Below are 23,437 nucleotides of genomic sequence, written 5' to 3'. Positions count from 1 at the left end.
GCTTAGAAGTGGGCCGCGTCTAGTGCCATCAAGGTATCTGCCCCGGTTTCGATGCGCGATAGATGCATCGAGGTCGCGGGGAGTTGGCGGGCCATGTAGTAGCGCGCAGTTGCGAGCTTCGCGTCATAGAAATCACGATCCTCGGCGCCGTTGGCCAGCGCGTCCTGTGCGGCGCGTGCCATGCGCGCCCACATCAGGCCAAGGCAAACATGCCCCATCATGTGCATAAAGTCATAAGACCCTGCGAGCGCATTGTTGGGGTTTTTCATGCCCGCTTGCATGAAGTAAATGCCCGCAGCCTGTAGATCTTTGGAGGCTTTTTTGAGCGGTTCAACGAAGGCGGCCATCTCGTCGCTATCGTTTTCTTTGCAGAAAGTTTTCACCATCTCAAAGAAGCCCATCACATGCTTGCCACCGTCCTGTGCGAGCTTGCGGCCCACCAGATCAAGCGCCTGTACACCATTCGCACCCTCATAAATCATGGCGATCCGTGCGTCGCGGGCGAATTGGGACATACCCCATTCTTCGATGTAACCGTGCCCGCCATAGACCTGTTGGGCGTTGATGGTCATCTCATAGCCCTTGTCGGTCAGGAACCCTTTGATGACGGGGGTCATTAGGGAAATCAGGCCGTCGGCTTCGGCGTCCGAGTTGCGATGCGCCCGGTCGATGAGGTTAGCCCCCCAGAACGCAAAGGCGCGCGCGCCTTCGACAAAGGACTTTTGGTCCATCAGATTGCGGCGAATGTCGGGATGTACGATCAGCGGATCAGCGGCCAGTTCGGGGTGCTTTGTGCCGGTTACGTCACGGCCCTGTAGCCGATCAAGGGCATAAGCGCGGGCGTTTTGATAGGCGACTTCGGACTGGGCATAGCCTTGCAGGCCGACGCCAATGCGCGCTTCGTTCATCATTGTGAACATTGCGCGCATGCCTTTGTGCGCCTCACCCAAGAGATAGCCGGTCGCACCGTCGTAGTTCATCACGCAGGTTGAGTTGCCGTGGATGCCCATTTTCTCTTCGATCTTGCCGACCGAAAGATCGTTGCGCGCGCCAAGGCTGCCGTCGTCGTTAACGAGGACCTTGGGGACAATGAAAAGGGATACGCCCTTGATCCCCTCTGGCGCGCCGGAAATCTTGGCAAGAACAAGGTGGATGATGTTGTCCGCCATGTCGTGATCACCGGCTGAGATGAAAATCTTTTGCCCTGTGATTTTATAGCTGCCGTCGTCTTGCGGCTCTGCGCGGGTGCGCATCAGGCCAAGGTCCGTGCCACAATGTGGCTCGGTCAGGTTCATGGTGCCGGTCCATTCACAGGTCACCATCTTGGGCAGGAACGTCTGTTTTTGGGCGTCTGAGCCGTGGGCATGGATCGCGGAATAGGCACCATGGGTCAGGCCAGGGTACATGTTGAACGCCATGTTGGACGCGGACATGATCTCGCCAACCGCAGTGTGCATCAGGTAGGGCAGGCCTTGGCCGCCATAGGCAGGATCGCAGTCAAGAGCGGTCCAGCCACCGTCGCGCATTTGGTCAAAGGCATCTTTAAAGCCGGTTGGCGTGCGCACCACGCCGTTCTCTAGCTGACACCCCTCGCGGTCGCCCACCTCGTTGAGCGGATGCAGGACTTCGCTCGCGATCTTACCCGCTTCCTCCAACACCGCGCCGGTGAAATCGGCGTCCATTTCGTCATAGCCGGGGATGTTCTGCTCAGAGGCTTTGAGGACCTCGTGCAGCACGAATTGCATGTCTTTGGTGTTGGCGTTGAACGCTGGCATTTCCTATCTCCCTGCCGTCGCCCAGGGTATCTGTTACGAGGCGACTCTTTGGTTAGTATTCGCGGAGGCGATAAGGCTCGCTCCCCATTCCAGTTGGCTCTCAAGTTCGGCGATCGCCTCGTTGAGTTCATCACGTTGGACAATCATCGCATCGAGACGATTTTTGCCGATTTCATAAGTGCGAGCGTACTGAGTGGCTTGCCCGTCACCGAGGTAATAGAGATCCAGAAGTTGGCGGATTTCTTCGAGGCTGAACCCAAATCGCTTGCCGCGCAGGATCAATTTGAGCCGGGCACGGTCACGCTTGGTAAACAGTCGTTTTTGCCCTTCACGGATTGGGCTCAACAGCTCCTTCGCCTCATAGAACCGAAGAGTACGCGGCGTCACATCATATGCATCGCACATCTCTCGGATGGTCATGGTTTCTTCAGACATCTTTTTCACCTTTCACAACTCCTGCGCAGCTGTGTGTGCACCGGAAATGTGAATTTCCAGTTTATGCTACAAGTTTATATTACGTTTACGTAACTCTAACGTCGCGTCACATTTTAGGTGACCAAAGGTCGGTCCGAAAACGCGCCCATACAGCCGAAAACCAACGCTAAAGCGCAGCGGCAGTATTCAAAACCGCCTGTAGGAGCCAGCTATCAGTGACAGAAAATTATCGGTCCAGAGCGCATCTTACGGATCGGGGTGCTCTCTTTCGTATAGGAAACGCGCGTCCGTATCGTTAATCCGGCAGAGTATCGGCCACATTATCGCGCAAAGTTTGCAGCTGTGAGATCGCTTCATCCACCTCTGCCCGACGCTGCGTTAACTCTTGCAGCTGTTTATCGGCCAGTTCGATCCAAGCCAGCATCTGTGTCCGGCCCTCGGGATCGGCATCGTAAAGCTCGAGCCACTGGCGAATCTCTTCCAGTGAAAACCCGAATTTCCGCCCCCGCAGGATCAAGGTCATGCGGGCGACTTCACGGGCGCCGTAAAACCGTGTGCGACCTTCTTTTTCGGGAAACAAAAGCTCAATGTACTCGTAATGCCGCAACGTGCGTGGCGTTACATCAAATTTTTCGCACATTTCTTTGAAGCTGATCCGCTCGCTCATCGTAGTCTCCCTCAATCCCTGCGAGAAGTATGCGCGTAATCGCGGGGCAATGCCAACCCTTGCCCCGCAGCGATGTGCGGCGCATACACAAACCCATGGATACAACCGACGAAAAATCCCAACGCGTCCGCGCCTTTATGGAGGCACTGCCCCATTGCAGGGCGCTGGGTCTAGAGATGACCGAAATTGGCGGTGGGCAGGCCGTGATGCGTATGCCTTATAACTCGGCGCTGGTGGGTGACCCGGCAACGGGGGTGGTCGCGGGTGGGGCTGTGTCAGCCTTGATGGACAGCTGTGGCGGAGCGGCCGTGATGTGCCATCCCAAGGCGGTGGCGAGTACGGCAACATTGGATTTACGCATCGATTACATGCGCGCGGCCACGCCGGGGCAGGCCATTACGACACGCGCGGTATGTCACCATATCACACGCTCAGTCGCATTTGTCCGTGCAGAGGCGTTTGACGATGACGCAAGCACACCGGTGGCCGTGGCAAACGGCGCCTTTACCGTTGAGATGCAATCATGAAGCGGCCCGAACCCATTCAAATCGTCAAACAACGCCGGGATGCCGCGTTGGCGGCTTTGATCGAAGGGGTGCCCTATATCCAATTCATGGGTATCGGGTTTGAACGTCGCGGTGATGAACTTACGGGTATTTTGCATTTCGATGAAAAGTTGATTGGCAATATGATGTTGCCCGCGCTGCACGGTGGGGCCACGGCGGCTTTCCTTGAGGTGACGGCAACCATCACCCTGTCATGGGCCATGATTTGGGATGATCTGGAGCGCGGCGATCTTCAGGACCTGACGCCCCAGACCTTGCCCCGCCTGCCCAAGACAATTGATTTTACCGTCGATTACCTGCGCGCAGGCTTGCCGCGTGATGCCTATGCACGCGCACGGATCAACCGCAAAGGCCGCCGCTATGCAAGCGTCCACGTCGAGGGCTGGCAAGACAACCGGGACCGTTTGCACGCCCAAGCTACGGGGCATTTCCTAATGCCCACACGCCCGACCGTTGGGAATGGCTGATACGATCACCCACGCCCGGGTGCTCAAGATTTCGGTGCCCATTGTGATTTCGAACGCGACGGTGCCGTTGATGGGCATCGTCGATACCGGCGTCGTAGGGCAAAGCGCGCAGGCCGCGCCGATTGCGGCGGTTGCTGCGGGCGCAATCACGCTTTCTGCTGTGTACTGGATATTCGGATTTCTGCGCATGGGCACGGCAGGCTTGGCGGCGCAGGCGATGGGTGCGGGCGACCGGGTTGAGGTCGGCGCGCTGTTGATGCGGGTCTTGTTGATTGGGTTTGGGGCAGGGGTCGTGATGATCGCGACCCAATGGGCCATAATGGCCGGGGCCTTCGCGATTTCACCGGCGGAGCCAGAGGTTGAGGCCCTCGCGCGGTCCTACATTGGTATCCGTGTATGGTCCGCGCCCGCAGCCATCGCGCTTTATGGGATCACCGGATGGCTCGTCGCCCAAGAGCGCACGGACCAAGTCATGGTGCTGCAAATCTGGATGAACGGGGCGAACATCGCGTTGAGCTATGGGCTGGGCTATATGCTCGACTTCGGGGTGCCTGGGGTGGCTTGGGCGACGTTCATGGCGGAATGGTCGGGCCTTGCGCTGGGCCTGTGGTTTTGTCGGGGCGCGTTTCGGGTGCCGGGTTGGGCAACGCCTGCGCGCATTTTCGATCGGGCGCGGTTGATCAATATGGCGTCAGTGAATTCCGACATCATGATCCGCTCGGTCCTGCTGCAAATTGCCTTCACTTCTTTCATTTTGGTGCATTCGGCGCAGCTCGGCACCGTGCCGCTGGCCGCAAACCAGATATTGTTGCAGTTTTTGTTCGTGACCTCCTACGCGATGGATGGGTTTGCCTTTGCCGCAGAGGCGTTGGTGGGCAAAGCCTTTGGTGCGGGCAACCCCGCCCGCGTGCGCCGCGCCACGCTGATGACCAGCTTTTGGGGGGTGATCACCGTGACACTCTTGGCGGTCATCTTTGCTATTATGGGGCCGTGGGGGATTGAGGTGCTGACGAAATCACCCGAGGTGCAGGCAGAGGCGCGCCGCTATCTACCGTGGGTCATTGCGGGGCCTCTGATCGGCTGTGCATCGTGGATGTTTGACGGGGTGTTCATCGGTGCAACCCGGTCGCGCGATATGCGCAACATGATGGTTCTGAGCTTTTTACTGTATTTCGCCGCTGTTTACGTTCTGTTGCCCTACGGAAATCACGGGTTGTGGGCGGCGCTGATGATCTTTTTTGGGGCGCGGGGCATCACCCTTGGCCTGCGATATCCGGCGTTGGAGCGGGCGGCAGGACGGACGGCCTAAGGGCTCATGAGCGGCCCGCAGTAATCGCGCGAACGGATCAAGAACACATCTTGGCCTTTTCGATATGACGCGTTACGTTTGTGATATGATGGATTTTGACGACTCCGAAGGCTTCGAAAGCCTCTCATCGCGCGCGATGGCCGCGCGTCCCACGCCCTACATGGATGGGCTGAACCCGGAACAACGCCGCGCCGTTGAGACGCTGGATGGCCCGGTCTTGATGCTTGCAGGGGCGGGCACAGGCAAAACGCGGGCTCTGACCGCCCGGATTGCCCATTTGCTGAATACGGCCAAGGCGCGGCCCAACGAAATCCTTGCGGTGACATTCACCAACAAAGCCGCCCGCGAGATGAAGGACCGAGTTGGAAAGCTCACCGGCCATGTCGAAGGGATGCCGTGGTTGGGCACATTCCACGCGATTTGTGTCAAGCTGCTGCGCCGTCATGCAGAGTTGATCAAGCGCGATGATCCTCTGTTGGATGGTGGCCAGAATGTCCCGCACCTGAAGTCAAACTTCACGATCCTCGATACGGATGATCAAATCCGTCTGCTTAAGCAGTTGATCGTGGCCGAAGGGATTGATGACAAACGCTGGCCCGCGCGGGCCTTGGCCGGGGTCATCGACCAATGGAAAAACCGCGCTTGGACGCCTGATCAGGTGCCCGCCAGCGAAAGCAGTGCCTACGACGGCAAGGGCGTGGCGCTATACCGTGCCTATCAGGATCGGCTGCTCACGCTCAATGCGGTGGATTTCGGCGATCTGCTTTTGCATGTCGTGACTATTTTCCAAACGCATTCCGACGTGCTGGAACAGTACCGCCGCTTTTTCCGCTACATTCTTGTGGACGAATACCAAGATACGAACGTGGCGCAGTATATGTGGTTGCGGCTTTTGGCGGGTGGACACCGGAATATTTGCTGCGTGGGCGATGATGATCAGTCGATCTATGGCTGGCGCGGCGCTGAGGTGGGCAACATCCTGCGGTTTGAGCGTGATTTTGAGGGTGCCGCCGTTATCCGGCTGGAGCAGAATTACCGCTCGACCCCGCATATCCTTGCCGCAGCCTCTGGCGTGATTGCGGGCAACAAGGGCCGTCTTGGCAAGACCCTATGGACCGAGATGGAGGAGGGCGAGAAGGTCAACCTCATCGGGCATTGGGACGGCGAAGAGGAGGCCCGCTGGGTCGGCGAAGAAGCTGAGGCTGCCCTGCGCGGGGCGCGCGGACGTCGGGCCTTTGCTCTCAACGATATGGCGATTTTGGTGCGTGCCTCGCACCAGATGCGCGCTTTTGAGGATCGGTTCTTGACGATTGGCCTACCGTACCGGGTGATTGGCGGGCCGCGTTTCTATGAACGCTTAGAGATCCGCGACGCGATGGCGTATTTTCGCGTTGTGATCAGCCCGGATGATGATCTTGCGTTTGAGCGGATCGTGAATACGCCCAAGCGGGGTCTCGGTGATAAGGCGCAGCAGAAAATCCAGATGATGGCGCGTAGCAATGGCGTCAGCCTGTTGGAGGGTGCGCGCCTGATGGTCGAAACCAAGGGCATCGGGGGCAAGGGTGGCGCTGAGCTGGCCAAGCTGGTTGCGGGTTTGGATCGGTGGCGCGATGCACTGCTGTCAGGGCGCGATCACATCGAGTTGGCCGAGGTGATCCTAGAGGAATCCGGCTACACCGACATGTGGCTCAACGACAAAACACCCGAAGCGCCGGGGCGATTAGATAACCTTAAGGAGCTTGTAAAAGCCCTTGAAAACTTTGAAAATCTCCAAGGCTTTCTGGAGCACGTCAGCCTGATTATGGACAATGAGAGCGACAGTGGTGAGGACAAAATCACCATGATGACGCTGCACGCGGCCAAGGGCCTGGAATTCCCCATGGTGTTCTTGCCGGGGTGGGAGGACGGCTTGTTCCCCTCCCAGCGGTCCATGGATGAAAGTGGGCAAAAGGGCCTCGAGGAAGAGCGGCGGCTGGCCTATGTCGGGATCACCCGTGCCGAAGAAGTTTGCACCATTAGTTTTGCCGCCAACCGGCGCGTCTATGGCCAGTGGCAATCCTCGCTTCCGTCGCGGTTTATTGACGAGCTGCCCGAAAAGCATGTCGAGGTTTTGACCCCACCCGGGCTCTATGGCGGGGGCTTTGGGGCGGCGGGCATGGCGCAGGCGCAGACCCGGGCGATGGGGGGCGGTGTTGAAAGTGACATCACCGAACGCGCGACCAAGGCGGATGTCTACAACTCACCCGGATGGCGGCGATTGCAGGCCAACGCCAGTGCGCGCACGCTGTCGCAGCCCAAGGAAAGCCGGACCATGGTGATCGACGCTCAAGCCGTCAGCGCCCATTCCATTGATGACCGGGTGTTCCACACGAAATTCGGCTACGGCACGGTTGAGGCGATTGAGGGCGACAAACTGGAGGTGGCGTTTGACAAGGCGGGCACCAAAAAGCTGGTGGGCCGGTTCCTCGTTCCAGCGGATCAAGCCGGTGATGTGCCGTTCTGACGCTTGCGCGGGCCCTACGGGACGCGTAGGGCTGCGCATATGAAAATTCTATTCTTAGGCGATGTTATGGGGCGGTCCGGCCGCAGTGCGGTCACGGAGCGTTTGTCTGCTCTGCGGGCCGCGTGGGGGCTAGATTTCGTTGTGGTGAACGGCGAAAACGCGACCTCGGGGCACGGGTTAAACCGCGATCATGCGCGTGCACTGCTTGATGCAGGTGCGGACGTGATCACACTGGGCGATCATGCCTTTGATCAAAAAGACATGCTGGGCACGATTGAGAGTGAGCCGCGTATTCTGCGGCCGATCAATATCTCAAAGGCGGCACCAGGACGCGGGCACCGCATTTACGAAGTACCGGGTGGGCGCAAGGTCCTTGTGGCGCAGGTATTGGGCCGGGTGTTCATGAAGCAACCCTACGATGATCCGTTTTCCCCGCTGGATGCACTGTTTCGGACACATCGGCTGGGTGCCGCAGTGAACGCGACGTTGATTGATATCCACTGCGAAGCCACGTCCGAGAAAATGGGCGTTGGGCATTTTTGCGATGGCAAAGCCAGCGTTGTGGTCGGCACACATACGCACGTACCCACGGCAGACGCTCAAATCCTGCCTGGCGGCACCGCGTTCCAGTCGGACGCCGGAATGTGCGGTGACTACGACAGCGTGATCGGCATGGAAAAGACCGAACCCATGCGCCGCTTTATCACCGGAATGCCCAAGGCGCGGTTTTCGCCCGCTATGGGCGAGGCCACGCTAAGCGGGCTTTATGTGGAAACCGACGACCGCACGGGCAAGGCCACGCGGGTTGTACAGGTACGCCAAGGCGGGCGGCTCAGCCCCTCGGGCCCCGAGGCAGTGGGATGACACGCGCGCCCACGCACCCAGCCTCCGGGCTGCTTGTGGGCGTTCTCATCTTGATGGGAGCAGGGTGGGGACTTGGCCAGCCTCTGACCAAAATTGCCGTGTTCACCGGGTTGCCGACGTTGGGCTTATTGGCGTGGCAATTGATGATCGGCGCTGTTGTGTTGTGCGGCTTTATCGTGCTGCGCGGCGGGCGCATCCCACTAGCCCCGCGCAATCTGTTTTTCTACGGCTGGATCGCGTGCGTGGGCACGCTGTTCCCGAATTATGCCTCGTATGAGGCGGCGCGGGTCCTGCCCGCAGGGATCATATCGATCCTTTTGTCGACGGTTCCGATGGTCGCCTTTCCGGTTGCGCTTGGCCTTGGGCTTGAACGGTTTGAGCCGCGACGCCTGTTGGGGCTTTTGTTCGGCTTGGCGGGTGTTTTGTTGATCACCCTTCCGGACGCAAGCCTGCCGGAGCGCGCGATGCTTGCTTTTGTTCCGCTGGCCCTGATCGCGCCGTTGTTTTACGGGGCCGAGGGAAATCTGGTTGCTCGTTTTGGCACTGGCGGGGTTGATGCGGTAACGGTGATTGCAGGCGCGTCATTGGTAGGGGCCAGTGTTGTGGCGCCCTTGGCCGTCGCGACTGGGCAGTGGGTCACGCCCGCCCTGACGCTGCCGCATGGTGCCTTGGCGCTGTCGGCGTTGCTGCACACGGTCGTCTATGTGGCCTACGTCTGGATGGTGGGGCGCGCAGGCTCGGTTTTTGCGGCGCAGGTTAGTTATCTGGTTACGGGGTTTGGTGTGATGTGGGCCATGCTCATCCTCGGAGAGCGGTTTGCGCCCACTGTCTGGCTGGCTATGGTGGTGATGTTTGCAGGCCTTGCGATGGTGCAGCCCCGCCCAAAGCTGCTGGCCCCCAAAGAGATTAGAACGTGAGATCGTCATGGAATTAGTGACCCTTAGCCAGTCGGCGCAAGCCACGTTGGCCTTGTTGACGGTGGGGGCGATGTTTGCCCTGTTCCTGCGGGAAACGTTCCCAACCGAGGTGACGGCGATCATGGGGGTTGCGGTCCTATTGGTCGCAGGTGTGCTACCCTACGAGGCCGCGATTGGCGTGCTGTCCAACCCTGCGCCATGGACGATTGCGGCGATGTTTATCGTGATGGGGGCGTTGGTGCGCACAGGCGCGCTTAACTGGTTCACCGCACGGGCTGAGGCGCAGGCCGACATCAGCCCGAGGCGTGCAATCGGTGCGTTGATGGCTTTGGTTATTGTGGCTTCTGCGTTTGTGTCCAACACCCCGGTGGTCGTCGTGATGATCCCGGTTTTTGTGCAATTGGCGAACAAACTTGGCACTGTCCCATCCAAGCTTTTGATCCCGCTTAGCTATGCCGCGATCATGGGGGGCACGCTGACGCTAATCGGGACCTCGACCAACCTGTTGGTGGATGGGGTCGCGCGGGCCGAGGGGCTGACACCGTTCACGATCTTTGAGGTCACGCCACTGGCTATTGTGCTGGTCATTTATGTGATGATTTACCTCTATTTTGTGGCCCCGCGTGTGTTGCCAGAGCGGACCTCGATGGCGGCAATGCTGGGCGGCGACAAATCCAAGATGAAGTTCTTTACCGAAGCCGTGATCCCGCCAGAATCCAACCTTGTGGGGCGTGAGGTTTTGGGCGTGCAACTGTTCAAACGCGAAGGTGTGCGGTTGATCGACGTGATCCGGGGGGATGCCTCGTTGCGGCGGAACCTAAAGGGTGTCGAGTTGCAGGTCGGTGACCGGGTTATCCTGCGCACCCCAATGACGGAGCTTTTATCGCTGCAACGGGATAAGTCGCTGAAGCGGTTGGATCAGGTGGGCGCGACCGAGACGACCACGGTTGAGGTGTTGATCACGCCCGGGGCGCGCATGGTTGGGCGGCGGTTGGGTGAGATGCGTTTGCGCCGCCGCTACGGCGTTTATCCGATTGCCGCCCACCGACGGGACCGTAACATCGGGACGGACCTTGATAGCCTGATCGTTAAGGTCGGCGATACATTGCTGCTTGAGGGCGCGCCGGAGGATATTCATCGCTTTGCCTCGGACATGAACCTCGTGGATGTGTCTAAGCCCGAGGCGCGTGCATACCGTCGCGAAATGGCATGGGTGCCGGTGACGGCGATGATCGGTTTGGTGGTCATGGCCGCCTTGGGCATTGCGCCGATTTTTCTGTTGGCGGTTCTGGCTGTGGCATTGGTGCTCGCGACCCGCTGCATTGACGCCGAAGAGGCGTTTGAATTTATCGAAGGCCGCTTGTTGGCGTTGATCTTTTCGATGCTCGCGATTGGGGCGGCGCTGCAATCCTCTGGGGCGGTGACACTGATTGTGGACGCAGTCGCACCCTATCTTGCAGGATTGCCGCCCTTTTTGCTGGTCTGGGCGATTTACCTCCTGACCAGTATTCTGACGGAGTTGGTTTCCAACAATGCGGTTGCGGTCGTGGTGACGCCGATTGCGATTGCGCTGGCCGCGTCGCTGGGCATTGATCCACGCCCCTTGGTCGTGGCGGTGATGGTCGCGGCCAGCGCGTCGTTTGCTACGCCGATTGGGTATCAAACCAACATGATGGTCTACGGCCCCGGCGGCTATAAATTCACGGATTTCATGAAGCTGGGCATCCCGTTGAACGTCACGGTAGGGCTGCTCGCCAGCCTGATGATCCCGTTTATCTGGCCATTCTAAGCCCGACCCAACAGGAGAAGAGACCATGCGTGCAATGATGATTTTGGGTGGCTGTTTAGGGGTGATGGCCTGCACCACGACGCCGGTTGAGGTGGTTCCCTCAGGCAGTGCGCGCGTGGCAGAGGTGTCAGTGCGGCCCGATGTGTTGAGCATCACCATGACGGATGGCGCGCGTTGCGTGGCCGAGCGGCCTGATGACATTCGCACCGGATGGTCCGGTATGACGGACAACTGCGGCTATGCGCTGCCGTTCTCGGTGCTGTTTTTTGCAGGGGCCGAAGATCCCGCACGGTTTGCGGTGGAACCGGGGTCCGAGGTGATTGCCGCAGACGGCACGCTGATGCCTCGTGCCGAGGTCTATGTGACGGACGTTGATGGCGTGCAAAAGCAGTTCGTTCGGCGCTTGGACAATGTCCGCATTCAGGTTGTTGACCCCGTCTGACGGAGCAACGGTGCGGCAACAAGCAGAGCTAAGCCCAAAGCCGGGCCACGTGCCGTGCCATTTGCGCAAGTGGCTTCGATAGGGCATCGTGCCGCCATGCTGGTCGAAGATGAAATTCTGACGCTACGGCGTCTGTGTGTGGCCGACTTACAGGCTTTCCAGTCCTATCGCTCGGACCCTGTGGTGGGGGCCTATCAAAGTTGGAGCGTGATGAGCGACGATCAGGCCCGCGGCTTTCTGGCGGCGGTTGCTGACGCGCCTTTGTTCGTGCCGGGGGAATGGTCGCAGATCGCGATTGTGGCCGATGGGTTGGTCGGAGACATCGGCCTGTGCCTTGATCGCGCAAGCCATGAGGTTGAGATCGGGATCACGCTTGCGCGCGGGGCTCAGGGGTTGGGCTATGCGCGCCGCGCCGTCCGGCTGGCCGTGCAGTTGGTGTGGCGCGACAGTCCCGCCCAGTGCATTCGGGCGATTACTGACGCACGGAATGTCGCCGCTTTGATCTTGCTGGAATGCTCTGGATTTCGCGAGGGTCCACCGCTGATAACTGATGGCATTCCCGAGCGGCAATTCACCCTAAACCGCCCCAATTTGCCCTAAGCCGATCTGCGCGCTGCACAGGCTTGCAGCCCTAAGGCTCTTGGCCCTATAACCGCACGAAATTCTCGGACCAAATGAACGGAGACGACCCATGGCAGGGCATAGTAAATGGGCCAACATCCAGCACCGCAAGGGCCGGCAGGATAAAATCCGCGCCAAGCTGTTTTCCAAAATGGCCAAGGAAATTACCGTGGCTGCCAAAATGGGCGACCCCGATCCCGAGAAAAACCCGCGTCTGCGCTTGGCTGTAAAAGAGGCCAAATCGCAATCCGTGCCCAAGGATGTGATTGATCGCGCGATCAAGAAATCCCAAGGCGGGGATGCCGACAGCTATGATGAGATCCGCTATGAGGGCTATGGCCCCGGCGGTGTTGCCGTGATCGTTGAGACGATGACCGACAACCGCAATCGGACTGCCTCGACCGTGCGCTCCACGTTTTCCAAGAACGGCGGCAACTTGGGTGAGACAGGCTCGGTCGGGTTTATGTTCGATCGCAAGGGGCAGGTGGTTTATTCGGCCAGCGTCGGCGACGAAGACACCGTGATGATGGCCGCGATTGAAGCCGGTGCTGAAGACGTCGAAAGCGATGGCGAGGTGCACGTGGTATGGTGTGCAGATACGGACCTGAGCACCGTGTCCACAGCGCTTGAGGCGGAACTGGGCGAGTCGGAGACGACCAAACTGGTATGGCGTCCGACGACCACCACAGAGTTAGACCTTGAAGGTATGGAAAAGCTGATGAAGCTGATCGAAGCCTTGGAGGACGACGATGACGTACAGACCGTCACGGCGAACTTTGAAGCCTCGGATGAGGTGATGGAGCAGCTTTGATCCCAGGCCAATAGTGCAGATGATCAGACAATAAAAAAGCGCCCCTTTGGGCGCTTTTTCTTTTTCCCTCTTAGGGGCAGTTATGTGGTCTTGCGACGCCGCGCAAAACCCAAAGCCGCGAGGCCCGTCATCAGCAGGGCGACACCCGCAGGCAGCGGCACTGCCGAAACCATCACGTTATCAATGGCACCAGAGTTGCGGCCAAAGTCAAAGGTCAGCTGATCGACCCGCGCGCTTGTGCCAAGAGCCAAGCGCTGCAGCGCGTTTTCCGTGCGGCCGTTGTCGATGATGCTGGAAAAGACTGCGTTGCCATCCAGCGACCCGCTGACCACCAACGTGCCGTCGTCAATAAACGTAACACCTGAAAACAGGACATCCATGGCGGTGAAATCGAACGTAATCACGCCGCCGCTGCGGTTGTCGTCCACTTCGTTGCTCGTGTTGTTGCGATCATCGGGGGTTTCATCAACCACGAGAACGTTGTTGATCGGATCGACAAGGGGACCCAGCGTATCAACCACGACATACGTCGGCTCGATATCTGGGTCACGGCCGCCGCGTGGGTTGCCAGCGCCGTCAACGGTCGCATAGGCGCGTGCTACCGTGGTGTTGCCGCTTGGATTTACAATCGTGCTGACCGTGGCAGAAACCGAGCCATCGGCGGACATGATGCTGTAGATATCCTGTCCGTTGATGACCCCAATGCCATTGCTTGTGTCAAAGTCGATCACCGCAGCAGAGGCGGCCCCGCACATTGCAACCCCAAGGGCAGATGCGGCTAATGTCCGTCTTAAATTCATGTTGATCCCCAACTTAGTATAATTTGTATCCTTAGATACCATTTTGACTTTAGCGTAAAGATCGGATTGCTGTATCGATTATGGAAATTGCCGTAGCGGAATTTTGCATATCCGGCATGCGGTGCCTTTTTGTTGTGCACCCTCGCGATCTGCGCCAATGCTGTGGGCATGACCACACCAAACAAACCCCTTGTTGGAGTTCTTTGGATGATCGTCACGGGGCTGTGTTTTGTCACGGTAACCGCGATCGTCAAGCACTCGGCCCAAGACTTGCCGGCCGCGCAGGCGGCATTCATGCGATATGTGCTGGGGTTGGTGTTTTTGCTGCCCGTAGCCAAGGGCCTTATGGCCACACGGCTCGAGCGCGCGACGCTTGTTCGGTTTTCGCTGCGCGGTGTGATCCATTCCCTTGGTGTGATTTTGTGGTTCTTTTCAATGACGCGCATCCCCATCGCAGAGGTTACTGCGATGAACTACCTCGTGCCGATTTATGTGACCGTGGGCGCGGCCCTTTTCCTAGGTGAAAAGCTGGCAGCCAGGCGCATCGCGGCCGTTGGGGCAGGGTTGTTGGGTGCGCTCATCATTTTGCGCCCCGGTTTCCGCGAGGTTGATCTGGGCCACATCGCGATGCTCGGCACGGCGGCTGGCTTTGCTGGATCATACCTTTTGGCAAAGAAACTCTCGGGCGAGGTGCCGGCCAGCATGGTGGTGGCCATGTTGTCGATCTTTGTCACGCTTGGGCTTGCGCCTTTTGCCTTTGCGGTTTGGGTGCCGCCCAGTCTTGAGGATTGGGGATGGATGTTTCTAGTCGCGGTCTTTGCAACGGGCGGGCATTACGCGATGACTTACGCGTTTGCTGCCGCACCTGTGACCTTGACCCAGCCGGTGACGTTTTTGCAGCTGGTCTGGGCGGTGCTGCTGGGCTGGCTCGCGTTCGACGAAACCCCTGACGTGTGGGTGATTGTGGGTGGGGGTGTGATTATCTCAGCCGTCAGCTTCATCACGTGGCGCGAGTCGGTATTGCGCCGGGCGCAGGCCCGGGCTGCGATTGAGGCCGGGCAGGTCTGACCCTCGCTTAACTGCGGATTAACCATTCGTTCATGTTTTGTCTTGTGGGCTGGGGGTGTCGTCCTTACATCGCCACTATGTATTTACGTTATATCGCGTTTTCGGCCTTAGCCGCTGTGTTGTTCGCGCCTGTCATGGCGCGCGCGGATTTGGTGTTTTCCGGTCCGGTTGTCATGGGCGATGGGGACAGCCTGCGGGTTGGCGGATCACAGAACTTGCGGCTCATCGGGATCGACGCGCCCGAGCTAGATCAAACCTGTACACTCGATACCGGGGCGACATTTGGCTGCGGTGCTTGGGTGGCTGAAACGGTGCGCAAGGCGTTCAATGGACGGGCGGCGACCTGCACGGCGCAACAGATTGATCGCTATGACCGTCCGCTTGTGACCTGCACCATTGGGGGCGAAGACCTTGGCGCGCGGCTGGTGCGAGAAGGCTTGGCGCTGACTTACCGAGAGAGCAAAACCTACGCTGCTGAGGAAAAGGCCGCGATCCTTGCGGACCGGGGGCTTTGGTCCATGGACATGCTGGACCCGTCTGAGCATCGGCGCGCGCGGGCCACAAACCGTGCCGCGCCAAATTCTGCGCCTGATCCTGCGTGCATGATCAAGGGCAACATTTCCTCCAATGGCCGCATTTATCACCGCCCCGGTGATGAGAACTATGCGCGCACAAACATCCGTGTAGATCGCGGCGAGCGGTGGTTCTGCACTGAGGCTGAGGCACGGGCGGCAGGGTGGCGCGGGGCTCGCCGCTAGGCTACGTGCCAGAACGATTGCGGTCAAGTTGCGGGGAAATGGCAATCGCGCAACGGCGCGACATGTTGTTAGCGCCCCCATGCTTGCCCCGCCGATGCCCGCAGGATAAGTCGAGTTAACCTCAGAATGGAAAGACAGGCTTATGACCAAACCCGATTTCAACGACCGCATGTTGTCCCTGGGCCTTGCCCGCGTTTCGGAGGCGGCGGCACTTGCCTCTGCTAAGCTGATCGGGCGCGGCGACGAAAAGGCCGCGGACCAAGCGGCTGTGAACGCCATGCGCGAACAGCTCAATCAGCTGGACATCGCAGGCGTCGTTGTCATCGGTGAGGGGGAGCGTGACGAGGCCCCTATGCTGTACATCGGCGAAGAAGTGGGCACAGGCGAAGGCCCAGGCGTTGATATCGCGCTGGACCCTCTGGAAGGCACCACGTTGACTGCAAAAGACATGCCCAACGCGTTGACAGTTATCGCCATGGGGCCGCGCGGCTCAATGCTGCACGCGCCTGACGTTTACATGGAGAAGCTGGCGATTGGGCCCGGCTACCCCGAGGGTATCGTAACGCTGGACATGACACCGACCCAACGTGTCGAAGCACTGGCCAAGGCCAAAGGCTGCGGCCCCGAAGGGATCACGGTTTGCGTTCTGGAGCGTCCCCGCCACGAAGCACTGGTGACTGAAATCCGCGCGACCGGCGCTGCGATCCGTCTGATCACTGATGGTGACGTGGCTGGTGTGATGCACTGCGCCGAGGCCGAGATCACAGGTATCGACATGTATATGGGTGAGGGGGGCGCACCTGAGGGTGTGCTTGCGGCATCGGCGCTGAAATGTATGGGTGGGCAGATGTATGGCCGCCTGCTGTTCCGCAACGATGATGAGCGTGGCCGCGCTGCAAAAGCTGGCATCACGGACCTCGACAAGATCTATTCCCGCGATGAGATGGTGACTTCGGACGTGATCTTTGCCGCGACTGGCGTGACCGATGGGTCCATCGTGTCCGGCATTAAGCGGGAAGTCGGCTACATGACCGCCGAGACGATCCTGATGCGCTCCAAAACCGGTTCGGTCCGCCGGATGGTCTATCGCAACCCAGTCTAAGCCCCTGTCGCGATGCGGCAGATCAACGACAGACCAAACGCGCACCATAGGGAGCTGCTCGCATGACGGCAGGACATGTTCTGGGAGTGGCTGCCTCAGTCACGGGGCGCGCTTGGGTTGGGATTGACCCGGCACAAGACCGCGCGGCCGAGGCGTTGGTGCAAAGTACGGGGCTACCACAGGCGCTGTGCCGCCATTTGGCGCGGCGCGGCGTTGCGGCGGATGAGGTCGAGAGCTTTCTCGCGCCCAAACTGCGCGATCTGTTGCCCGATCCGCTGAGCCTGCGGGACATGGCACCAGCAGCGGAGCGTCTTTTGCGCGCGGTTCAAAAGCGCGAAAAGATTGCTGTGTTCGCGGATTATGACGTGGATGGTGGCAGCTCTGCGGCCCTGTTGATTTGGTGGCTGCGCGATCTTGGGTTAGGGGCGACGCTCTATGTGCCCGACCGGATTGATGAAGGTTATGGCCCGAACCCAACGGCCATGGCCGCGCTGGCGCGTGACCATGATTTGATCCTGTGTGTGGACTGCGGCACGCTTTCGCATGATGCCATTGCGGCGGCGGACGCGGCGGATGTTGTGGTGATTGACCACCACTTGGGGGGCGAAACGCTGCCTCCTGCGCTGGCGGTCGTGAACCCCAACAGGCAGGATGAAAGCGGCGATCTGGGGCATCTGTGCGCGGCGGCTGTCGTGTTTTTGGTGCTGGTCGAGGCGAACCGTCAAATGCGCGTTGCGGGTCACAAAGGCCCGGACTTGATCGCGATGTTGGATTTGGTGGCCCTTGCGACCGTTGCAGATGTGGCGCCCTTAGTGGGCGTGAACCGTGCACTGGTCCGTCAGGGGCTTCAGGTTATGGGACGTCGGGCGCGCCCCGGTTTGGTGGCCCTTGCGGATGAGGCGCGGCTGGACACGGCTCCGTCCTCTTATCACCTCGGGTTTGTTCTGGGGCCGAGGGTGAACGCGGGCGGTCGGATCGGCGCGGCTGATCTCGGGGCGCGGCTTTTGGCGACGCCAGATGCCCACGAGGCGGCAGCGCTTGCGGCGCGGTTGGAGGTCTTGAACGCTGAGCGCCGGGATATCGAGGCGCAGGTGCGTGAGGCCGCTTTGGCGCAGGCCGAGGCACGGGGGCTGGATGCACCGCTGGTGTGGGCCGCTGGTGAGGGTTGGCATCCGGGCGTTGTGGGTATCGTTGCCTCTCGCCTCAAGGAGACGACGAACCGTCCCGCTGTGGTGATTGGATTGGAGGGTGGATTTGGCAAAGGCTCGGGTCGATCCGTTCATGGTGTTGATCTCGGCGCGAGCATCCAGAAGCTCGCCGCGGAGGGGCTACTGGTCAAGGGGGGCGGACACAGGATGGCTGCTGGCCTGACAGTGGCCGAGGATCAGCTAGAGGCCGCAATGGCGCGCTTGTCCGAGCTACTCGACAAGCAAGGGGCAGGGGTAGGCGGCCCGCAAGATTTGAAGATCGATGCGACTCTGATGCCGGGTGCAGTCACGACCGAATTGATCGAACAATTGGAACAAGCTGGTCCCTTTGGGCAGGGCGCACGTGCGCCACGATTTGCGTTTCCTGAGGTCCGTGTGACGTTTTCCAAACCGGTCGGGCAGGGGCATCTTAAGTTGGTTTTGTCCGATGGTGGGCCGGTCCGTCTGGAGGCAATCGCCTTTGGTGCTGCGGACAACGGAATCGCAGCAGCGATTGCCGACGCCGCTGGCGCGCCGCTGCATTTTGCAGGCCGTTTGGAGGTGAATTCATGGGGCGGACGGCAGACTCCACAGCTGCGTATAGAAGACGTTTCACGTCCTATTTAGACCCTCTTTTTGGTCGCTAAATTTTTTATCCAAAAAGAGTGAATTTTCCTCTTGCGCGCTCCGCGGCGTTTGCCTAAACACCGCCTCACAGAAGAGTGGCCCGTTCGTCTATCGGTTAGGACGCCAGGTTTTCAACCTGGAAAGAGGGGTTCGATTCCCCTACGGGCTGCCACTGTTTTCACTCAAAACATCTCCGATATTGGATGCGCCAGTCAGGGCCGGTCAAACAAATCTATCTCTTGAGAATTAGTAGGACAGGCAGTCTACCTAAATTGTTCGCTGTCAAGTATTCGGGACGCGAAGCAAGTTGCCTGTGTCTGCTAAGCGTTTCGTTCGCCTATAATTCTTGCCTTAACATTCAACGAAACGCAGGGGGATGTAGGATAGTTTGGAGGTTTGAGCCGCAAGCTACAACGTCAGCCGGGCAACATTCACTATTTGGCCAATTAGGCGTTTCGCGTAGGCCCTAAGCACGTTCAGGCTGCAAGAAAAATCCATTCTCTACTCGAGATGCTTTTCGCCTCTATATTTGCATCGGTATCCTCGCCTTCCTAAGGCGAACGATACTCATTTGTGCGGCTCAGACGATTGGCTGTGGACGACGTGTGGGGGGGGGACTTGGATTGGCAATTTGCGACCTTTGATGAGTTGAGCCAGGACGGGCAGTCACTTCTGTAAGCGGCTTTGCGCACTGGCGTGCAACGTTTGCGTCCTGTAGTTTGGATGTGCGTGACACCGACTTTGGGTCTTAAATCGATGATGACAGGGCCCAACCTTACCTTCTTTACTTGCGAGATCGTCTATAGGGCGCTGTCAAGCCAGGGGTGGGTGGAGCTTTCACCCTCGATCACGGTGGGGCTTGGTGTTTGCAATTGTTCTGACAGCGTTGGTGACACAAGGGATGCTGAGGCCGAAGGCGGCTCATCCGATGCGTACGGGGCGCCGCGGATAGTCCTAAGGCGCCACTTCCACCCGAAAGCTTACAGAGCCACGAGCGCCCGGCAAATAGTCGCCCGCACATACCCACTGTAAATCACCTTGATAATTCACCCCTTGATCCGCAGGTACCGTGCGTGTGCATGTGACGCCGGGGGCTAAGGTTACAGGGCTATCGCTTCCAACAGCCAAAGTCGTGTAGGGCGGCGTCCGATCGTAGATCGTAATTTCTGAGGCGGGCAGGGTGCCCAGATTTTCGAGCGTGATGCGATATTCTAATGTGTCACCAATGCTGGCCTGATTACGAAAGGTTTCACTGGCGCCATCGGTTACATTGCGAACGGTTTTGGACAGCTTGAGTGTCCCTTGTTGTGTTTCGACGCGGACGCGGTCTGTGTTGATGTCCTCTTGGATCAAACCAGAGCTGCCGTATTGCGTCGTTGCCGTCAGCGTGATGGCTATGCTGTCACCATTTGCAGCACCTGCTGAACTGCTGACGCGTGCAATCAAGCAAATCGTTGTATCTGCCTGGATGTTGATCGGTCCTGTCACGGGTTGATCCGGGCTGCCGTCACAACCTGTGTCCACAAAAAGCGTCGCATTGAAGGCTGTGTTGGTGGGCGTTGCCAAGTCGAACACAACGCTGCCTTCTGCGTCAGCGGTGTAGCTGTGGGGTAGGGAAATAACTTGGCCTGGGCGCAAAGCGACCTGTTGGTCTGTTCCAAGTGTTGCAGCGCGGATGACACCAAAGTCGAGGCTGGCATAGGATGCGCCCACCTCGGGTGTGAACGTATAGCTGCCGTCCCGCGCGTCAGCGTCCACCAAGGCAGGCAGACCACTCGTTTGTTCTGAGACGACGCGCACTTGCGGCGGACCCGCTAGGGCCAAGCGGACGCTCTGCGCATACCCATCAGGCAGCACCAGAGACCAGCTGCCGTCGGCTGCGATTTCGGGTGTATCGATGAGCGTGCCACCAGCATCAAAAACCTCCAGAAAGGCGAGGCTCGTGCCAAGCTCAGACCCACCCTGAAGCGCGTCATAGGCAGTGGCGTTCGCCCCGTTGTCGAAAAATATCGTCCCCGACAAAACAGCGCCAGTGCCGGTATAGGCCACGGTGGCGTTTGCTTCGTCATCGTCCGCAAGCCCGTCTGCAAGATCATCGACACCACGCCCAACGGAGGGGTCACTGTCGGGGTCAGGCAGAGAACTGGCTACGATTTCAGCATGGTTGGTGTGCTCTCCACTGGCCTGCATTTGGACCCTCAGGGTGATGGACGTGCTTTGCCCCGCATCCAATTGCCCAGCCTGCCAAATGCCTGTGCCCGTGTCATAGCTTTGGCCTTGATCTGTAGCGGTGTCCGATAGGTAGACATAGCCGTTCGGTAGCAGATCCAGAACCTCAATACCTGTTGCGGTTTCTGGGCCAGCGTTACTCACTGTCAAAACAAAATCAATCGCGGTTCCTGCGTTCGCAGCGGTGATCGGCTGTCCGGTTGCCGGGTCCAGCGCCGTTTTGGTCAGGGATAGATCCGCAGAGGGGGGCGTTGGGACAAAGCCAAAATCCTGCCCGCTCAGTTCTGTATCCGCCACAACCGCAAGGCCGCGCAACGGATTGCCTGTAGACACAGACAGTCCCGCTGGAATTTCGGCATCTGCTGCATCTACGAGGACCCGGTAGGTCGAGAGCGTTGACACGCCGAGGAACTCATAGGTTCCCTCGGCTGTCGTTTGGGTTGTCGCAACGAGCACATCATCGGTGTCATCCGCAGGTGTTCCGCGGTCATCAAACAGGCTGACGGTTATGTCCGCAGGCAAAACGGGCTCACCGTCCGTCAGGTTACCATCCAAGTCGGCATCCTCAAACAGGGTGCCAGAAATGCTGCCTTCTGGTGTTACAAAAACGATTGCGTAGTCTTCAACCTCACCGTCTGTAGCGAGGCCATCGGACGCCAGTTCTGCCTGACTAGAGTACCGGAAGCGTGCAAAGGTCGTAGAGAGTGGGTTGCCTGCGGGAACGGTCAGTGGAACGGCGATGGTTCCGTCGCCGTCGGTGTCTTGCAGATCATCAGCAATGACTTCGCCAGCGTCAAAAACGCCATTTCCGTCCCAATCCACCCAAGCCATCAAATAGCCAGTCGCGGTGGAGGGTTCTGCGACTGTGACGTTCAGGACGACGTCGTCCCCCTTTGCGAGTGCAGGAAATGAGACACCGTCTTCGTCATCTGCGCCGGTGGTGTCATCGCCCTGCGCGTCTGCACTGTCGCGGTGTTGTGCGTCGCCGTCGGCAGGCACCAGCCCCAAATACAAATCATCGGACAATGCGTGTGATGGTGTTCCGTAGGCATTGGTACTGGTGCCATCGGGTGCAGTGCCGGAAATCGGGCAATCACCGAAATCATCGCATGTATCTGACACGCCCAAAACCGTCGCTTCGCCGCCGCCAATGGTGATGCCCAGTGCAGCGAGCACCGGATCAACGGCTTGGCCAAGTGCTTGGGTGATCGCGTCATCTACAATGTCGCTTATCGCGGTGCTGACCGCGGCTTCGATCACGGATTCAATCGGATCTACGAGTGGCCCGCCGGGCAGGTCGAGTTCAACGTTGAGATTGTTCGTGATGCCACCCACAACTTGGTCCACAGCGTTGATCGGGACATCCAGCTCACGAGTTTGTGGGTAGGGGGCTGTAAAATCTAAGGTGCCAGAGCCAAAGGATACTGTTTCGCCGTTGGAAGAGGCTCGGATCGAAGCGGCTATCACTGTATCAGGCAAAAATGCGATGCCCGGAATTGTTACGGTTGCATCCGCTATTGTCGACGTCCCGATATCATCTGCGGTGATCACACGTTCACGGGCGAAATACACCGCATCGTCGATTTCCCCCAAGTACGCGTTGACCACCCCGGGCGTCATCGTCGCCTGAGCCGTCTGATTTGCAACATCGATGCTGGTCACAGACCCATCGGCTTCGCCCACCTCAACATAAAGCGACACGTCAGGTGACTGGATTTCTACAACGGCGACTCCAAGGTCAAGGGGCTGAGGCGCCTCATTCAGCGCGATATCAATTTTCGTGCGAACTGCTGCTGATCTGAACGTGGTGCCTTCGGGGCCGCATACGAGTTGGGGGGCTTCTGTTATTTGAAGGTAGGCTCTAACCTCTCCCAATCCTAAAATGTCGACGACCACGGGTTCTGGGGTGCCCGCGCCGTAGCGCGCATTATAAAGCTGCACCGAACCGCTCACCAAATCTAAGGTCGAAAGGTTTGCGCCCGACAGTTCACCCTCTGTGGTGTCCAGTACCAAAAAATCGCTCAGTAAAACGCCATCTGTCAGGCCACTGGTGTTTGTTGCCAATGCTTGCAACGCAGTCGCCGCGGCCGGATCCCCGTTATTGGCAGCCGCATTCGCAGCGGCTGTAAAAATCTCTGATAGGGTTGCTTCGGAATTAAGGGCATCATCCAGTGACGTCGTGCCAGTGACCGCCTCAAGTTCTGTGACAAAATCATCAACAGGGACCTGCGCGCCAATGAGGTCGACGCGGACATCATCTAACCCAAGATCAACGCCCAACAGACTGGATAGTCCATTGTTGAGTTCCCGCACGATTGCTGCTGGATCTGCGAGGAATGACGAGCTGGCTGTGATACAAAGCGCACCGCAGCTCGCATCATCCACAGATTGCGCCGCTGCGGGCGCCGCAAAAGACCACAAAGCCACCATGAGAGGCGCGATGGCAAAACGACGTGCGATTCTGTGCATTTCTAAATCCTGAAGTATCATTCCTTACGGG

At 58.8% G+C, this 23,437-nt stretch carries 19 protein-coding genes and 1 tRNA gene; 15 read left to right on the top strand and 5 right to left on the bottom strand.

Features of this window, described 5'->3' with window-relative positions; translation table 11 throughout:
- Nucleotides 1-2 precede the first annotated feature (2 nt).
- From PM04_RS03615 to PM04_RS03605, 3 genes are all read right to left on the bottom strand, one after another.
- Nucleotides 3-1,775, bottom strand: a complete 1,773-nt coding sequence (locus PM04_RS03615; protein WP_038003684.1) for an acyl-CoA dehydrogenase C-terminal domain-containing protein — start codon at nucleotides 1,773-1,775, stop codon at nucleotides 3-5.
- 33 nt (nucleotides 1,776-1,808) lie between these two features.
- The gene (locus tag PM04_RS03610; protein ID WP_038003913.1) at nucleotides 1,809-2,210 is read right to left on the bottom strand and encodes a MerR family DNA-binding transcriptional regulator; all 402 of its coding nucleotides are present in this window, start codon (nucleotides 2,208-2,210) and stop codon (nucleotides 1,809-1,811) included.
- Between the two features lie 295 nt (nucleotides 2,211-2,505).
- Nucleotides 2,506-2,877 (bottom strand): MerR family DNA-binding transcriptional regulator, encoded by a 372-nt coding sequence (locus PM04_RS03605; RefSeq protein ID WP_038003682.1) that lies wholly within the window; start codon nucleotides 2,875-2,877, stop codon nucleotides 2,506-2,508.
- A 95-nt stretch (nucleotides 2,878-2,972) separates the two neighbouring features.
- Between PM04_RS03605 and PM04_RS03600 the strand changes: the two genes are divergently transcribed.
- From PM04_RS03600 to PM04_RS03555, 10 genes are all read left to right on the top strand, one after another.
- Entirely contained in the window at nucleotides 2,973-3,404 is a 432-nt protein-coding gene (locus tag PM04_RS03600) for a PaaI family thioesterase (protein WP_038003912.1), read from the top strand.
- On the top strand, nucleotides 3,401-3,910 hold the full coding sequence (locus PM04_RS03595) for a PaaI family thioesterase (RefSeq protein ID WP_038003680.1): 510 nt from the start codon (nucleotides 3,401-3,403) through the stop codon (nucleotides 3,908-3,910). The genes PM04_RS03600 and PM04_RS03595 overlap by 4 nt, the downstream gene beginning before the upstream one ends.
- Nucleotides 3,903-5,219, top strand: coding sequence for an MATE family efflux transporter (locus PM04_RS03590; protein WP_038003677.1), 1,317 nt, complete (start codon nucleotides 3,903-3,905; stop codon nucleotides 5,217-5,219). Before PM04_RS03595 ends, PM04_RS03590 begins: the two co-directional genes overlap by 8 nt.
- An 85-nt stretch (nucleotides 5,220-5,304) precedes the next feature.
- Entirely contained in the window at nucleotides 5,305-7,722 is a 2,418-nt protein-coding gene (locus PM04_RS03585) for an ATP-dependent helicase (RefSeq protein WP_038003911.1), read from the top strand.
- A gap of 39 nt (nucleotides 7,723-7,761) precedes the next feature.
- The gene (locus PM04_RS03580; protein WP_038003675.1) at nucleotides 7,762-8,586 is read left to right on the top strand and encodes a TIGR00282 family metallophosphoesterase; all 825 of its coding nucleotides are present in this window, start codon (nucleotides 7,762-7,764) and stop codon (nucleotides 8,584-8,586) included.
- Entirely contained in the window at nucleotides 8,583-9,503 is a 921-nt protein-coding gene (locus tag PM04_RS03575) for a DMT family transporter (protein WP_038003673.1), read from the top strand. The genes PM04_RS03580 and PM04_RS03575 overlap by 4 nt, the downstream gene beginning before the upstream one ends.
- A 7-nt stretch (nucleotides 9,504-9,510) precedes the next feature.
- Complete coding sequence (locus tag PM04_RS03570; protein ID WP_038003672.1) at nucleotides 9,511-11,292, top strand: SLC13 family permease; 1,782 nt, start codon at nucleotides 9,511-9,513, stop codon at nucleotides 11,290-11,292.
- 25 nt (nucleotides 11,293-11,317) lie between these two features.
- A complete protein-coding gene (locus tag PM04_RS03565) occupies nucleotides 11,318-11,734 on the top strand; it encodes a hypothetical protein (RefSeq protein WP_038003670.1) in 417 nt (138 codons plus the stop codon).
- Nucleotides 11,735-11,830: 96 nt separating this feature from the next.
- Nucleotides 11,831-12,334, top strand: coding sequence for a GNAT family N-acetyltransferase (locus tag PM04_RS03560; protein WP_052068427.1), 504 nt, complete (start codon nucleotides 11,831-11,833; stop codon nucleotides 12,332-12,334).
- A 91-nt stretch (nucleotides 12,335-12,425) separates the two neighbouring features.
- Nucleotides 12,426-13,166: a YebC/PmpR family DNA-binding transcriptional regulator gene (locus PM04_RS03555; RefSeq protein WP_038003668.1), complete on the top strand. Its 741-nt coding sequence runs from the start codon at nucleotides 12,426-12,428 to the stop codon at nucleotides 13,164-13,166.
- An 80-nt stretch (nucleotides 13,167-13,246) separates the two neighbouring features.
- Here PM04_RS03555 and PM04_RS03550 read toward each other — a convergent pair whose 3' ends face one another.
- Complete coding sequence (locus PM04_RS03550) at nucleotides 13,247-13,966, bottom strand: VPLPA-CTERM sorting domain-containing protein (RefSeq protein ID WP_200880332.1); 720 nt, start codon at nucleotides 13,964-13,966, stop codon at nucleotides 13,247-13,249.
- A 168-nt stretch (nucleotides 13,967-14,134) separates the two neighbouring features.
- Here PM04_RS03550 and PM04_RS03545 point away from each other — a divergent pair, with 168 nt between their 5' ends.
- The 5 genes from PM04_RS03545 (at nucleotide 14,135) to PM04_RS03525 (ending at nucleotide 18,880) form a co-directional block, all read left to right on the top strand.
- Entirely contained in the window at nucleotides 14,135-15,034 is a 900-nt protein-coding gene (locus tag PM04_RS03545; RefSeq protein WP_038003664.1) for a DMT family transporter, read from the top strand.
- Nucleotides 15,035-15,111: 77 nt separating this feature from the next.
- Entirely contained in the window at nucleotides 15,112-15,792 is a 681-nt protein-coding gene (locus tag PM04_RS03540; RefSeq protein WP_052068426.1) for a thermonuclease family protein, read from the top strand.
- 142 nt (nucleotides 15,793-15,934) lie between these two features.
- A complete protein-coding gene (gene glpX / locus PM04_RS03535) occupies nucleotides 15,935-16,894 on the top strand; it encodes a class II fructose-bisphosphatase (RefSeq protein WP_038003662.1) in 960 nt (319 codons plus the stop codon).
- Between the two features lie 62 nt (nucleotides 16,895-16,956).
- Nucleotides 16,957-18,708 carry a single-stranded-DNA-specific exonuclease RecJ gene (gene recJ / locus PM04_RS03530; protein WP_038003660.1) on the top strand — a complete coding sequence of 584 codons (1,752 nt, stop codon included), beginning with the start codon at nucleotides 16,957-16,959 and terminating at the stop codon, nucleotides 18,706-18,708.
- A 97-nt stretch (nucleotides 18,709-18,805) separates the two neighbouring features.
- A tRNA-Glu gene (locus PM04_RS03525) sits at nucleotides 18,806-18,880 on the top strand.
- A 782-nt stretch (nucleotides 18,881-19,662) separates the two neighbouring features.
- Here the strand turns inward: PM04_RS03525 and PM04_RS17320 are convergent.
- Nucleotides 19,663-23,406, bottom strand: a complete 3,744-nt coding sequence (locus PM04_RS17320; RefSeq protein WP_052068425.1) for a GEVED domain-containing protein — start codon at nucleotides 23,404-23,406, stop codon at nucleotides 19,663-19,665.
- Nucleotides 23,407-23,437: the final 31 nt, after the last annotated feature.

It is taken from the genome of Thalassobacter sp. 16PALIMAR09 (assembly GCF_000765485.1).
Classification (GTDB): domain Bacteria; phylum Pseudomonadota; class Alphaproteobacteria; order Rhodobacterales; family Rhodobacteraceae; genus Thalassobacter; species Thalassobacter stenotrophicus.
Note: the sequence above shows the minus strand (reverse complement) of the source record. Positions and strands in the feature narration are given on the sequence as shown.